This window comes from Duganella hordei, assembly GCF_040369125.1.
Lineage (GTDB): Bacteria > Pseudomonadota > Gammaproteobacteria > Burkholderiales > Burkholderiaceae_D > Rugamonas > Rugamonas hordei.
Genome location: NZ_BPWI01000026.1, coordinates 48,529 through 61,796, shown reverse-complemented (window position 1 = coordinate 61,796; position 13,268 = coordinate 48,529). Strand labels below are relative to the sequence as shown.

Sequence of the window (13,268 nt, the reverse complement as noted above, 5' to 3'; positions counted from 1 at the left end):
CTCAATGTCTATCGACCCGACCGGAAATTCGATCGGGTCACCAAAGCAAAACCGCAACGCTATCCTGAACGGAGGCTCAGGAAATCCTTAACTTAACGGCATTAGGGTCAGTTCCGGCAATGTGCCACGCGTGGCACATTGCCGGAACTGACCCCGCTTTTTTTATTTGAGCAGGCGGGCGATGTCGAGCGCGAAGTAGGTCAGCACGCCATCGGCGCCGGCGCGCTTGAACGACAGCATCGCCTCCATCATCACCTTGTCGTGGTCCAGCCAGCCGTTTTGCGCGGCCGCCTTGATCATCGCGTATTCGCCGCTGACCTGGTAGGCGAAGGTCGGCACCTTGAACTCGTCCTTCACGCGGCGCACGATGTCCAGGTAGGGCATGCCCGGCTTGACCATCACCATGTCGGCGCCCTCGGCCAGGTCCAGGCCCACCTCGCGCAGCGCCTCGTCGCTGTTGGCCGGGTCCATCTGGTAGGTGTTCTTGTCGCCCTTGCCCAGGTTCCTGGCCGAGCCGACCGCGTCGCGGAACGGGCCGTAGAACGCCGACGCGTACTTGGCCGAGTACGCCATGATGCGCGTGTGGATGTGGCCGCCGGCTTCCAGCGCGGCGCGGATCGCGCCGATGCGCCCGTCCATCATGTCCGACGGCGCCACCACGTCGACGCCGGCCTCGGCCTGGCACAGCGCCTGGCGGATCAGCATGTCGGTGGTGAGGTCGTTGATGACGTAGCCGTTGTCGTCGATCAGGCCGTCCTGGCCGTGGCTGGTGTACGGATCCAGCGCGACGTCGGTCAGGATGCCGAGGTCGGGGAAGGCCTGCTTCAGCGTGCGCACCGCGCGCGGCACCAGGCCGTCGGGATTGGTCGCCTCGATGCCGTCCGGCGTCTTCTTCATGGCGTCGATGACCGGGAACAGCGCCAGCACCGGGATGCCCAGCGCCACGCATTCCTCGGCCACCTTCAGCAGCAGGTCCACCGACACCCGCTCGACGCCGGGCATCGACAGCACCGGCTCGCGCTGGTGCGTGCCTTCGAGGATGAACACCGGGTAGATCAAGTCCGACGCGGTGACGTGGTGCTCGCGCATCAGCGCGCGCGAGAAGGGATCGCGGCGCATGCGGCGCATGCGGATGCCGGGAAATTGTGCGGAAACGTGCGGGTTGTGCATGCCTGGTCTTCCTTGCTAAAAGATTACTTGTCCTGGTCCGGCGCGGTGTCCGGCTCGTCGTCGTCTTCCATCTCGATCAGCTCGACCGCGGCGGCCGCCTCGTCGTCGGTGATGCCGGCCAGCTCCAGGATCTTGTCGTTGGCCTCGTCGATGCCGACGCGCTTGAGCGCCGAGAACAGCTGCACGGTGAACGGGAAGCCTTCGCCATCCTCGTCGACGTAGCTGTCCAGCTTGGCCTTGGCCTGGCGCAGCACGTTGACCGATTCGTTGCGGTTCAGTTTGTCAACCTTGGTCAGAATGCAATGGATCGGCTTGCCGGTCGGGGCGAACCATTCCAGCATCTGGATATCGAGTTCGGTGAACGGGCGGCGCGAGTCCATGATCAGGATCAGCGCGGCCAGCTGCTCGCGGCGCTGCACGTAGTCGCCCAGCAGGCGCTGCCAGTGCAGCTTGGCAGAACCGGACACTTCCGCGTAGCCGTAGCCCGGCAAGTCGACCAGCAGGCATTCGATTTCCTCGACGATGGTCGGGTCCTTGCGGTGCTGCGCGACGTGCGCGCCGCCGATCGAGAAGTAGTTGATGTGCTGCGTGCGGCCAGGGGTCTTGGAGGCGAACGCCAGTCCTTTCTGGTTGCACAGGATGTTGATGGCGGTCGATTTGCCGGCGTTGGAGCGACCTGCAAAGGCGATTTCCGGCACCGTGGTGTCGGGCAGATCGCGCAATTGGTTAACGGTCGTAAAGAAGCGGGCTTGCCAGAGTTTGGACATGGGATGGGGAAAAATGCAACAAAAGGGAGCAAATATGCTGGAAAGCTATTGTACAATGAGTGGTTACGAAGTGTTGCCATCGCCTCCACCTCGATGCGTGCGGCAAAGTTTCGACAAACTTTTTTGAGGGTGCTTGAATGAATCGTGCGTTTTCACCGTTTGTAAAATCCCTGTTGGTAGCTCTGCTGGCCGTTGCGGGCACCGCATCCGCAGCCGAGGAAGCGAAACCGGCCCACGCCGAAGCAGCGGCGCCCAAGGTCGATGCGGCCAAGGGCGGCTCCCTGTTTGAAACCGGCGACAACGCACGCGGCCTGCCTGCCTGTGTATCCTGCCACGGCGCCGGCGGCAATTCGACGATCAGCGTCAATCCGAAACTGGCCGGCCAGCACGAAGGCTATATTTACAAGGAACTGGTGAACTTTACCACCGCCGACCGGAATCAACCGGTGATGACGACGTACGCGAAGATGCTGACGGATGAGGAAAAGCACAACATCTCGGCCTGGCTGGCCACCCAGGCGCAAAAGCCGGGTGCGGCGAAGAACAAGGACACGGTTGAACTGGGCAAGAAGATCTATCGCGGCGGCATCGCCGAGAAGAACGTGCCAGCCTGCGCCAGCTGCCACGGCGCGGCCGGTGCCGGCATCCCTGTGCAATATCCGCGCATCGGCGGCCAGCACCAGGATTACACGGTAGCCCAGCTGGGCCTGTTCAAGTCGGGCGGCCGCAAGAACAGCGCGCAGATGAGCACCATCGCCAAGCGCATGTCGGATGAAGAAATGAAAGCGGTGGCCGATTACGTCGCCGGCTTGAAGTAAGCCAGCTTCCCGCGCCACGGTGTTATGGTGCGGCTGATAGTGCATAGAGGGCGGCAGCGTAAGCGGGCTGCCCTTTTTGTTGGTATGCTGCCCGCAGCGTCCCCTTTTTGAGATAGTTCCAGTATGAGCAGCAGCCCCAGCACCACCGGCATCGAACTCAAGACCCGCCGTCCCATCGTCGGCGAAATCGTCGAACTGATATCCTCGATGCGCTTCGCCATCGCGCTGCTGGCGATGATCGCCATCGCCGCCATCATCGGCACCGTGATGAAGCAGAACGAGGCGACCAACAACTACATCAACCAGTTCGGGCCGTTCTGGTTCGAAGTGTTCAGCAAGATCGGCCTGTACGCGGTGTATTCGGCCTGGTGGTTCCTGCTGCTGATGACCGCGCTGGTGACATCGACCTCGCTGTGCATCCTGCGCAACGCGCCCAAGATGATGAAGGACATGCGCAGCTGGCGCGAGAACGTGCGCGAGAACTCGCTGCTGAACTTCCACCACAAGATGCAGTGGCGCTCGCCGCTGGCGCGCGCGGCGCTGGCGCAGCAGACGGCGGCCCGGCTGGCCGACGCCGGCTACAAGGTCAAGCTGGTCGACAAGGGCCACGGCACGCTGGTGGCGGCCAAGCAGGGCGCGGCCAACAAGTTCGGCTACATCTTCGCGCACTCGGCCATCGTCATCATCTGCATCGGCGGCCTGCTTGATTCGGACATGCCGATCCGCCTGCAGGAGTGGTTCTTCGGCAAGGTGCCGTTCACCGGCAGCGGCCTGATCTCGGCGATCCCGGCCCAGCACCGCCTCGGCCTGGCCAATCCCACCTTCCGCGGCAACACGATGATCCCGGAAGGCTCGTCCAGCGACACGGCCACCATCGCCCGTCCCGATGGCGTGCTGATCCAGGACCTGCCGTTCACCATCAACCTGAAAAAATTCAACATCGACTTCTACAGCACCGGCATGCCCAAGCTGTTCGCCAGCGAGGTGGAGGTGCGCGACCACGCCACCGGCGAGGTGGTCAAGTCCGTCATCGAGGTCAACAAGCCCCTGCTGTACAAGGGCCTGGCGATCTACCAGTCCAGCTTTGAGGATGGCGGCAGCAAGCTCAAGTTGACCGGCTTCCCGATGCAGGGCACCCAGACCACCAAGTTCGCCATCGCCGGCGAAGTGGGCGGCAGCACGCCGATGGGCGACGCCTACACGGTGGAATGGTCGGGCTTCCGTCCGTTCAACGTGGAAAACATCGGCGCGTCGCAGGATCCGCGCTCGGTCGCCAAGGGCCAGAGCCTGGCGGAGCAGCTCGACAAGCACACCGGCTCGGCCGGCAAGAACGCCCACAACAAGGATTTGAAAAACGTCGGCCCGAGCGTGCAGTACAAGTTGCGCGACAAGACCGGCCAGGCGCGCGAATACCAGAACTATATGCAGCCGGTGACCATCGACGGCGCCACCGTGTTCCTGGCCGGCATGCGCGCCAATCCGGCCGACCAGTTCAGCTTCCTGCGCATCCCGGCCGACGACGCCCACAGCGTCACCGAATGGATGCGCCTGCGCGCCGCGCTGGGCGACCCGGCCCTGCGCGCCGCCGCCGCCAAGCGCTATGCCGAGCGCGCCACGCCGCAGTCCGGCAACTCGGACGTGCTGCGCCAGCAGCTGCAGGCGTCGGCCGACAAGAGCCTGACCATCTTTTCCGGCAACGACAAGGCGGCCGGCTTTGTCGCCATCTCGCAGTTCCTGGAAAAGATACCCGCCGCCGAGCAGGAGAAGGCCGCCGACGTCTTCATGAAGATCTTGAACGGCAGCCTGTGGGACCTGTGGCAGGCCGCGCGCGAGAAGGACGGCTTGCCGCCGGCCAGCCCCGACGAGAACCATGCGCGCTTCCTGCAGCTGGCCACCAACGCGCTGTCGGACGTGTTCTTCTACGGCGCGCCGGTCTACCTGCAGCTGGACGACTTTACCGAAATCAAGGCCTCGGTGTTCCAGGTGACGCGTTCGCCGGGCAAGAACGTGGTCTATCTCGGCTGTGTATTCCTGGTGCTGGGTGTATTCTCGATGTTCTACATCCGCGAGCGCCGCCTGTGGGTCTGGATCAAGGACGGGGGCGACGGCTCCGAGGCGCTGATGGCCATGAGCACCCAGCGCAAGACGCTGGACTTCGAACGCGAGTTTGAGACTTTGAAAGAGAAGCTGCCGCAATCGGCGTAAGCCGTGGCAGCCAAGGAGATAAATGATGGAACTGACGCAATCGACCCAAACCTACACCCAGGCGCCCGGCTATTTCAAGCGCCTGACCGCGATCGACTGGGTGTTCGCGCTGGCGCTGCTGGCCGGCTCGCTGTTCGGCCTGAGCCGCTACGGCGGCTATATGGACATCTACGAGAAGGGCATCCTGCTGGCCGCCGCGCCGACCTTCGCCGCGCTGGGCTGGCACTGGAAGCCGGTGCGCTGGCTGATGCCGCTGGTGGCGCTGCTGTCGCTGTGGGCGATCTCCATGTACGCCGGCCAGCTGGACATGGGCACCAAGAAGTTCTGGCTGCGCATGATGCTGTCGAGCCAGTCCGCGATCCTGTGGATGAGCGTGATGTTCTGCCTGGCCACCCTGTTCTACTGGATAGGCCTGGCCACCCGCTCGGCCGCCGCCTCCAGCATCGGCTCCAAGCTGTGCTGGGCCGCCGTGGTGCTGGGCCTGACCGGCATGATGGTGCGCTGGTACGAGTCCTACCTGATCGGCGCCGACGTCGGCCACATCCCCGTGTCCAACCTGTATGAAGTGTTCATCCTGTTCTCGCTGATCACCGCGATGTTCTACCTGTATTTCGAGCAGCGCTACGCCACCCGCCAGCTGGGCTCGTTTGTCACCCTGGTCATCACCGCCGCGATCGGCTTCCTGTTCTGGTACACCACGTCGCGCGACGCGGCCGACATCCAGCCGCTGCTGCCCGCGCTGCAAAGCTGGTGGATGAAGATCCACGTGCCGGCCAACTTCATCGGCTATGGCAACTTCGCGCTGGCGGCCATGGTCTCGGCGGCCTACCTGCTGAAGACCTCGGGCTACCTGGTCGACCGCCTGCCGTCGGAAGAAGTGCTGGACGACGTCATGTACAAGGCCATCTCGGCCGGCTTCGCCTTCTTCACCATCGCCACCATCCTGGGCGCGCTGTGGGCGGCCGAGGCGTGGGGCGGCTACTGGTCGTGGGACCCGAAGGAAACCTGGGCGCTGATCGTCTGGCTCAACTACGCGGCCTGGCTGCACATGCGCCTGATGACCGGCCTGCGCGGCCGTCCGGCGGCCTGGTGGGCGCTGGTGGGCCTGCTGGTGACGACCTTCGCTTTCCTGGGCGTCAACATGTTCCTGTCCGGCCTGCACTCGTACGGAAAATTGTAATCGCAATGTAATCAACGACTTCCGGAGATTGGTGTAAGGTTTAGCCTGATGGGACGACCAAGTCCCAATCTTGCACAATCTTTGGAGTCAGCATGCTGATCAAGCGTAGCCCCAACGGCATCGAGTTGCCGTTTTCATCAGAAATCACGCCGCGCGAAGCGTATGAATCGCGCCGCAAGTTCATGAAACAGCTGGCCGTCGGCGGCCTCTCCGCCGGCGCGCTGCTGGAAATGGCCGGCCGCGAAGCCTTTGCCCAGGGCAGCAATCCCAAGCTGGCCGCCAGGCTCAATCCCGCCTATTCGGCGCTGGACAAGCAGACGCCCTACAAGGACGCCACCAGCTACAACAACTACTACGAGTTCGGCACCGACAAGAGCGAGCCGGCCATGTACGCCGGCAGCCTGAAGACCCGTCCGTGGACGGTGACCATCGAAGGCGAAGTCAAGAAGCCGATGACCTTGGACATCGACGCGCTGCTGAAGCTGGCGCCGCTGGAGGAGCGCGTCTACCGTCTGCGCTGCGTCGAAGGCTGGTCGATGGTCATCCCGTGGATAGGCTATTCGTTCTCCGAGATCATCAAGAAGGTCGAACCGACCGGCAACGCCAAGTACGTCGAGTTCGTCACGCTGGCCGACAAGAAGCAGATGCCCGGCGTCGGCAGCCGCGTGCTGCAGTGGCCGTACACCGAAGGCTTGCGCATCGACGAGGCCAATCACCCGCTGGCGCTGCTGACCCTGGGCATGTATGGCGAGACCCTGGCCAACCAGAACGGCGCGCCGGTGCGTATGGTGCTGCCGTGGAAGTACGGCTTCAAGTCGGCCAAGTCCATCGTCAAGATCCGTTTCGTGAAAGACCAGCCGCGCACCTCGTGGAACCTGTCGGCGCCGAGCGAGTACGGCTTTTATTCGAACGTCAATCCGGACGTCGACCACCCGCGCTGGTCGCAGGCGTCCGAGCGCCGCATCGGCGAGGACGGCTTCCTGGCCCGCAAGCGCAAGACGCTGATGTTCAACGGCTATGCCGACGTGGCGCCGCTGTATGCCGGCATGGACCTGAAGAAGTTCTTCTAAGCGATGGCGTTCAACCCTTCGGCGCGGCAGGCCGGCCTGATCAAGGCCGCCATCTTCCTGCTGGCGCTGGTGCCGCTGGCGCGCATGGTGTACCTGACGCTGACCGGGCAACTGGTCGAGCCGCTGGAATTCATCACCCGCGGCACCGGCGACTGGACCTTGTACTTCCTGTGCTTCACGCTGGCGGTGACGCCGCTGCGCCGGCTGCTCAAGTGGAACTGGCTGATCAAGCTGCGCCGCATGCTGGGGCTGTACATGTTCTTCTACGGCCTGCTGCACTTCATGACCTTCCTGTGGTTCGATCACTTCTTCGACCTGCAGGAGATGTGGAAGGATGTGCTGAAGCGGCCGTTCATCACGGTGGGCTTCACCGCCTTCGTGCTGCTGATACCGCTGGCGGCGACCAGCACCAACGCCATGGTCAAGCGGCTGGGCGGCAAGCGCTGGCAATGGCTGCACCGCCTGGTCTACGTGATCGCGCCGCTGGCCATCCTGCACTTCTGGTGGATGAAGGCGGGCAAGCACAACTTCACGCAGCCGATCATCTTCGGCGTGATCCTCGCTTCGCTGCTGCTGATGCGCGTCTATTGGGCGCGCAACAAGGCCGTCGCAAAATGACCTCCAGCGCATGAGATGTGGCGGCGGCGATCTTGGTGGTGTTAAACTTTCTACCTATGCCGTTCCTCTCCAAGCTGTCCCGTACAACCGAATCGTCCGCCAGGGCGCCGCGCCGTCAGGCGTTGCTGGCGTTGGCCGCGCTGGCGCTGCATGCCCGGGGCGTGCGCGCGGAGCCCGGCGTCATGGCCTACCGCTATTGGGATTGGGGCAAGACGCCCAAGCGCGACGACTACCAGGTCGCCGTGCTGACGCTGGCGCTGGAGAAGACCGTGTCATCGTTCGGCCCGTTTTCGGTGGCGCGGGTGCTGGATAGCCTGAGTACCTTCCGCGTACGGCGGGAAGTCCATGAGGGCAAGCACCTCAACGTCCACGTGGGCCCATGGCGAGACCTGGAGGCCGGTGATCCGCAGGAACGCAACTACCTGATCAATACACCCATCTTGGGCGGTTTGCTGGGCTATCGAAGGCTGATCGTACGCAGGGAAGACCTGGCGAAATTCAAGGCGATCGCCAACGAAGCGCAGCTCAAGAAGTTGATGGCGGGGCTGGGCCGCGGCTGGGTGGATGCCACGGTGCTGCGCCACAACGGCTATCAAGTGGAGGACAGCGGCAATCTGGCGACCTTGCTGGACATGCTGCTGACCAAGCGCTTCGATTACCTGCCGATCAGTGTGGTCGAGGCGAGTTCCCTGCTCGAGCGGCACGCGCAACTGGCGAGCGAACTGGCCCTGGTGCCGGATCTGGTGCTGTACTACCCGCTGCCCGCCATGTTCTACGTCAGCGCCAGCGAGCCCAGGCTGGCACAACGGCTGGAAGCGGGAATGGCGGCGATCAAGCGGGATGGATCGCTGGATGAGTTGACCGCGCGCCACTTCCAGAAGGAAATCCAGCAGTTGAAAACCAGTTCCAACCGCTGTTTCATCCTGAGCAATCCGCTGTTGTCGAAAATCTACGCGCCGCCGCCGCGCTTTATTTGATCAGCGATTCCAGCGCGTACAGGTCGGCCGGGTTCTCGCGCTGGCGCACCACGTGGCAGACGTCGCCGTCGACGATGATCTCGGCCGCGCGGCCGCGCGTGTTGTAGTTCGACGCCATCGTCATGCCATAGGCGCCTGCGCTGTGCATCACCAGCAGGTCGCCGGCTTCCACCGCCAGTTCGCGGTCGCGCGCCAGCCAGTCGCCCGATTCGCAGATCGGGCCCACCACGTCATAGGTCAGCGCGCCGGACTTGCCCTGCACCACGGGCTGCATGTCCATCCACGCCTGGTACAGGGCCGGACGCGCCATGTCGTTCATCGCCGCATCGACCACGCAGAAATTCTTTTCCTCGCCGTGCTTGATGAACTCCACCTTGGTCAGCAGCACGCCGGTGTCGCCGACGATGGAGCGGCCCGGCTCGAAGATCACCTTGATCGGCTTGCCGCCGTGACGTTCGCCGCGCCAGGCGTCGATCCGCGCGAACAGGCGGCCCAGGTAGTCGCCCACCGGCACCGGCGCGGCTTCGCCCGCTTCGCCGTAGTTGATGCCGATGCCGCCGCCGATGTCCAGGTGGTGCAACACGATGCCTTCCGAACCCAGCTTGTCGATCAGCTCGATCAGACGGTCCAGCGCCTCCAGCAGCGGCGCGTCGTCCAGCAGCTGCGAGCCGATGTGGCAGTCGATGCCGGCCACTTCCAGGTGCGGCAGCTTGGCGGCGGTGCGGTAGGTGTCGAGCGCGTCGTCGAAGGCCACGCCGAATTTGTTGGCCTTCAGGCCGGTGGCGATGTACGGGTGGGTCTTGGCGTCCACGTTCGGGTTGACACGCAGCGATACGCGCGCGGTCTTGCCCATGGAGCCGGCCACTTCATTCAAGCGGTGCAGCTCGGGGATCGATTCGACGTTGAAGCACAGGATGTCGTGCGACAGCGCCAGGCGCATTTCGTCGACGCTCTTGCCGACGCCGGAGAAGATCACCTTGCGCGGATCGCCGCCGGCCGCCAGCACGCGCAGCAGTTCGCCGCCGGAGACGATGTCGAAACCCGCGCCCTGGCGCGCCAGCAGGTCGAGGATGGCCAGGTTGGAATTGGCCTTCATCGCATAGCAGACCAGCGCGTCGCGGCCGGCGCAGGCGTCGGCGTAGGAGGCGAAATTGGCCAGCAGCGCGGCCTTGGAGTACACATAGGTCGGCGTGCCGAACTGCTCGGCGATGGCGCTCAGCGACGCGCCCTCGGCGTGCAGCACGCCGTTTTGATAAGAAAATTGCGACATAAGGAAAATTATTGTTGTGGTGCTGGGGGAGTGGACGGTGCCGGGGCAGCTTCGGTGCTCTTGGCAGGCTTGGCCGGAGGAATCTTGGGCAGATACAGCGGGCCGGGTTGGCCGCAGGCGCTCAGCAAGACGGTCAGGCACAGGGTCGCCGTGCCGATAAATAAACGGAAAGAGGACTTCACGATAAAATCATGGATTAAGTGTAGATATTGGAGTGTAGCATGGGCGAATCAGAATTCCTGGCGCAGGCCGAGACCACCCTCAGCGCCATCGAGGCCAAACTGGACGATTTGAACGACGAGGACATGCTCGACGTCGAGTGCAGCCGCAGCGGCAATGTGCTGGAAATCGAGTTTATCGACAACGGTTCCAAGATCATCGTCAACAGCCAGGCCGCGATGCAGGAGCTGTGGGTGGCGTCCCGCTCGGGCGGCTACCACTACAAGCAGAAGGACGGCAAGTGGCTCAACACCCGCGACGGCAGCGAATTGTTCGCCGCGCTGTCGGAGATGGTCAGCACGCAGGGCGGCAGCCCGGTGGTGCTGGCTCCCTGATTCCCTGATGTGGCCTAGAACAACTCGTTCTTGACGGCGTCCTTGGCTTTTTCCTCCGCCGGCGTGCCATGCGTGGCGCCGTCGATATTGTGGACGCCGGTGCCCGGCGGGTTCTCCGCGTAGTAGTACTCGTCGCCCACCAGCATCACGCCGTCCGGCACCGCCCGCTCCTCGATCGGGATATTCTTCAGCGCCTTTTGCATGTAGCCGATCCAGATCGGCAGCGCCAGGCCGCCGCCGGTTTCCTTGTTGCCCAGGTTCTTGGGCTGGTCGTAGCCTATCCACGCGATCCCCACCAGATGCGGCTGGTAGCCGGCGAACCAGGCGTCGATCGAGTCGTTGGTGGTGCCGGTCTTGCCCGACAGGTCGGGACGCTTGAGCACCAGCGCCTTGGTCGCCGTGCCGAAGCGCACCACGTCCTTCAGCATGCTGTCCATCAGGAAGGCGTTGCGCTCGTCGATGACGCGGTTCTTCTCGTCGCCGGCCTTGTCCGGATTGGCCTGCGACAGGATCTTGCCGTCGGCGTCGGTCACCTTGGAGATCAGGTAAGGACTGACCTTGTAGCCGCCGTTGGCGAACACCGAGTAGGCGCCGGCCATCTGCAGCGGCGTCACGTTGCCCGCGCCCAGCGCCAGGGTCAGGTAGGGCGGGTTCTTGTCGGCGTCGAAACCGAAGCGGGTGGTGTATTCCTGGCCGTACTTGGCGCCGATCTTGTGCAGGATGCGGATCGAGATCATGTTCTTGGACTTGGTCAGGCCCTTGCGCATGGTCATCGGACCTTCGTACTTGCCGTCGTAGTTCTTCGGCTCCCACGCCTGGCCGCCGGTCTGGCCGGCGTCGAACGAGATCGGCGCGTCGTTGATGATGGTGGCCGGCGACAGGCCGCGCTCCAGCGAGGCCGAATAGATGAAGGGCTTGAACGACGAGCCCGGCTGGCGCCAGGCCTGGGTCACGTGGTTGAACTTGCTGCGGTTGTAGTCGAAGCCGCCGACCATGGCCTTGATCGCGCCGTCATGCGTGTCGGCCGCAACGAAGGCCGATTCGATTTCCGGCAATTGCGTCACCAGCCAGTCCTTGCCCTCCTGCATGACGCGGATCACCGCGCCGCGGCGGATGCGCTTGTTCGGCGCGGCCTTGTCGGACAGCCACGAGCGGCCCATCTCCAGCCCCGGGCCGGCGATCTTGATCTCCTCGCCGGTGGCGGTGACGGCGGTGATCAGCTGCGGCGTGGCCGACAGCACCATGGCGGCGATGATGTCGTCGCTGTCCGGATGGTCGGCCAGCTCGGTCTCGATGGCGTCGTCCGCCTCTTCCTTGTTCTGCGGAATGTCGATATACGCTTCCGGGCCGCGGTAGGCGTGGCGCTTCTCGTAGTCCATCACGCCCTTGCGCAGCGCCAGGTAGGCGGCGTCCTGGTCGGCCTTGGTGATCGTCGTGAACACGTTCAGGCCGCGCGTGTAGGTGTCTTCCTTGAATTGCTCGTAGACCAGCTGGCGCGCCATCTCGGCCACGTACTCGGCGTGCACGCCGAACTCGCTGCTGTCGGTCTTGACCTTGAGCTGCTCGGCCTTGGCCGCCTCGTACTGCTTGTCGGTGATGTAGCCGAGGTCGTGCATGCGCTGCAGGATGTATTGCTGGCGGGTGCGCGCGCGCTTGGGGTTGACCACCGGGTTGTAGGCCGACGGCGCCTTCGGCAGGCCGGCCAGCATGGCAGCCTCGGCCACGCTAATGTCTTTCAGATTCTTGCCGAAATAGATCTGTGCGGCCGACGAGAAGCCGTAGGCGCGCTGGCCCAGGTAGATCTGGTTCATATAGACCTCGAGGATCTGGTCCTTGGACAGGTTCTTCTCGATCTTCCACGCCAGCAGCACCTCGTAGGCCTTGCGCTTGAGCGTCTGCTCGCTCGACAGGAAGAAGTTGCGGGCCACCTGCTGGGTGATGGTCGAGGCTCCCTGCTTGGCGCCGCCGGTGGCGTTGTGCACGGCCGCGCGCAGGATGCCGGTGTAGTCGACGCCGCCGTGCTCGTAGAAGCGGTCGTCCTCGATCGCCAGCACGGCCTTTTTCATCACGTCGGGGATGTCCTTGATGCGCACCAGGTTGCGCCGCTCCTCGCCGAATTCGCCGATGAGGACGTTATCGGCCGAGAAGATACGCAGCGGCATCTTGGGCCGGTAGTCGGTCAGCGTGTCGAGTTCGGGCAGGTTGGGGTAGGCCATCGCCAGGCCGAACACCACCAGCAGCAGCGCCACCAGTCCGAGGCCGACCACGGACAGGCCGGCCAGCAGGAAGAAACGCGACGGTGCTTTGCTGCCGCCGGCGCTCTGGGGCGGGTTCGATGGTGGAGGTGCCGAATTGGAAGTGGCCATGCGATCTTTCTGTTGATCTAGCTGTTATGTATGCGACGCATTATAAGCGAGCGGTCACCCCCACGGCGCGCGCTGCCGGATGACAGGAATATTTCCCTGTGAGTAACAAAACAACTGAGTTGCTTTAGGCCTAACAGCAGCGCAATAAAGTGTGGCGAAACCCTCACACCACGGCAATTGTGCACAATAGAAATACCTTTACACTTATATAGGCACGATTTAATGTACGGTCTTATATAAGCAGTCTAAACGCTGGTTTTCAAACGAGTTCCT

General features: G+C 63.5%; 12 protein-coding genes. 7 read left to right on the top strand and 5 right to left on the bottom strand.

The window, feature by feature from the left end:
* Positions 1 to 162: 162 nt before the first annotated feature.
* Entirely contained in the window at positions 163 to 1,170 is a 1,008-nt protein-coding gene (gene hemB / locus ABWW33_RS31035) for a porphobilinogen synthase (RefSeq protein WP_176655268.1), read from the bottom strand.
* A 23-nt stretch (positions 1,171 to 1,193) separates the two neighbouring features.
* Positions 1,194 to 1,937 carry a ribosome biogenesis GTP-binding protein YihA/YsxC gene (yihA, locus tag ABWW33_RS31030; RefSeq protein ID WP_176655269.1) on the bottom strand — a complete coding sequence of 248 codons (744 nt, stop codon included), beginning with the start codon at positions 1,935 to 1,937 and terminating at the stop codon, positions 1,194 to 1,196.
* Positions 1,938 to 2,074: 137 nt separating this feature from the next.
* Between yihA and ABWW33_RS31025 the strand changes: the two genes are divergently transcribed.
* The 6 genes from ABWW33_RS31025 (at position 2,075) to ABWW33_RS31000 (ending at position 8,805) form a co-directional block, all read left to right on the top strand.
* Complete coding sequence (locus tag ABWW33_RS31025; protein WP_176655270.1) at positions 2,075 to 2,755, top strand: c-type cytochrome; 681 nt, start codon at positions 2,075 to 2,077, stop codon at positions 2,753 to 2,755.
* 123 nt (positions 2,756 to 2,878) lie between these two features.
* Entirely contained in the window at positions 2,879 to 4,960 is a 2,082-nt protein-coding gene (locus ABWW33_RS31020) for a cytochrome c biogenesis protein ResB (RefSeq protein WP_353405293.1), read from the top strand.
* Between the two features lie 25 nt (positions 4,961 to 4,985).
* Positions 4,986 to 6,140: a c-type cytochrome biogenesis protein CcsB gene (ccsB, locus tag ABWW33_RS31015; protein ID WP_353405296.1), complete on the top strand. Its 1,155-nt coding sequence runs from the start codon at positions 4,986 to 4,988 to the stop codon at positions 6,138 to 6,140.
* A 92-nt stretch (positions 6,141 to 6,232) separates the two neighbouring features.
* On the top strand, positions 6,233 to 7,210 hold the full coding sequence (gene msrP, locus ABWW33_RS31010) for a protein-methionine-sulfoxide reductase catalytic subunit MsrP (RefSeq protein WP_176655272.1): 978 nt from the start codon (positions 6,233 to 6,235) through the stop codon (positions 7,208 to 7,210).
* 3 nt (positions 7,211 to 7,213) lie between these two features.
* Positions 7,214 to 7,828, top strand: a complete 615-nt coding sequence (gene msrQ, locus ABWW33_RS31005; RefSeq protein WP_176655273.1) for a protein-methionine-sulfoxide reductase heme-binding subunit MsrQ — start codon at positions 7,214 to 7,216, stop codon at positions 7,826 to 7,828.
* Positions 7,829 to 7,884: 56 nt separating this feature from the next.
* Positions 7,885 to 8,805, top strand: coding sequence for a transporter substrate-binding domain-containing protein (locus ABWW33_RS31000; RefSeq protein ID WP_353405292.1), 921 nt, complete (start codon positions 7,885 to 7,887; stop codon positions 8,803 to 8,805).
* Here ABWW33_RS31000 and lysA read toward each other — a convergent pair.
* Together lysA and lptM are read right to left on the bottom strand one after the other, a co-directional pair.
* Positions 8,798 to 10,075, bottom strand: a complete 1,278-nt coding sequence (gene lysA, locus ABWW33_RS30995; protein WP_353405291.1) for a diaminopimelate decarboxylase — start codon at positions 10,073 to 10,075, stop codon at positions 8,798 to 8,800. The genes ABWW33_RS31000 and lysA overlap by 8 nt on opposite strands.
* Positions 10,076 to 10,083: 8 nt before the next feature.
* On the bottom strand, positions 10,084 to 10,257 hold the full coding sequence (lptM, locus tag ABWW33_RS30990; RefSeq protein ID WP_176655276.1) for an LPS translocon maturation chaperone LptM: 174 nt from the start codon (positions 10,255 to 10,257) through the stop codon (positions 10,084 to 10,086).
* Positions 10,258 to 10,296: 39 nt separating this feature from the next.
* On the opposite strand from lptM, the gene cyaY reads away from it, so the two are divergent.
* A complete protein-coding gene (cyaY, locus tag ABWW33_RS30985) occupies positions 10,297 to 10,629 on the top strand; it encodes an iron donor protein CyaY (RefSeq protein WP_353405290.1) in 333 nt (110 codons plus the stop codon).
* A gap of 14 nt (positions 10,630 to 10,643) precedes the next feature.
* Here cyaY and ABWW33_RS30980 read toward each other — a convergent pair whose 3' ends face one another.
* Positions 10,644 to 12,995 carry a penicillin-binding protein 1A gene (locus ABWW33_RS30980; protein ID WP_353405289.1) on the bottom strand — a complete coding sequence of 784 codons (2,352 nt, stop codon included), beginning with the start codon at positions 12,993 to 12,995 and terminating at the stop codon, positions 10,644 to 10,646.
* Between the last annotated feature and the right edge of the window lie 273 nt (positions 12,996 to 13,268).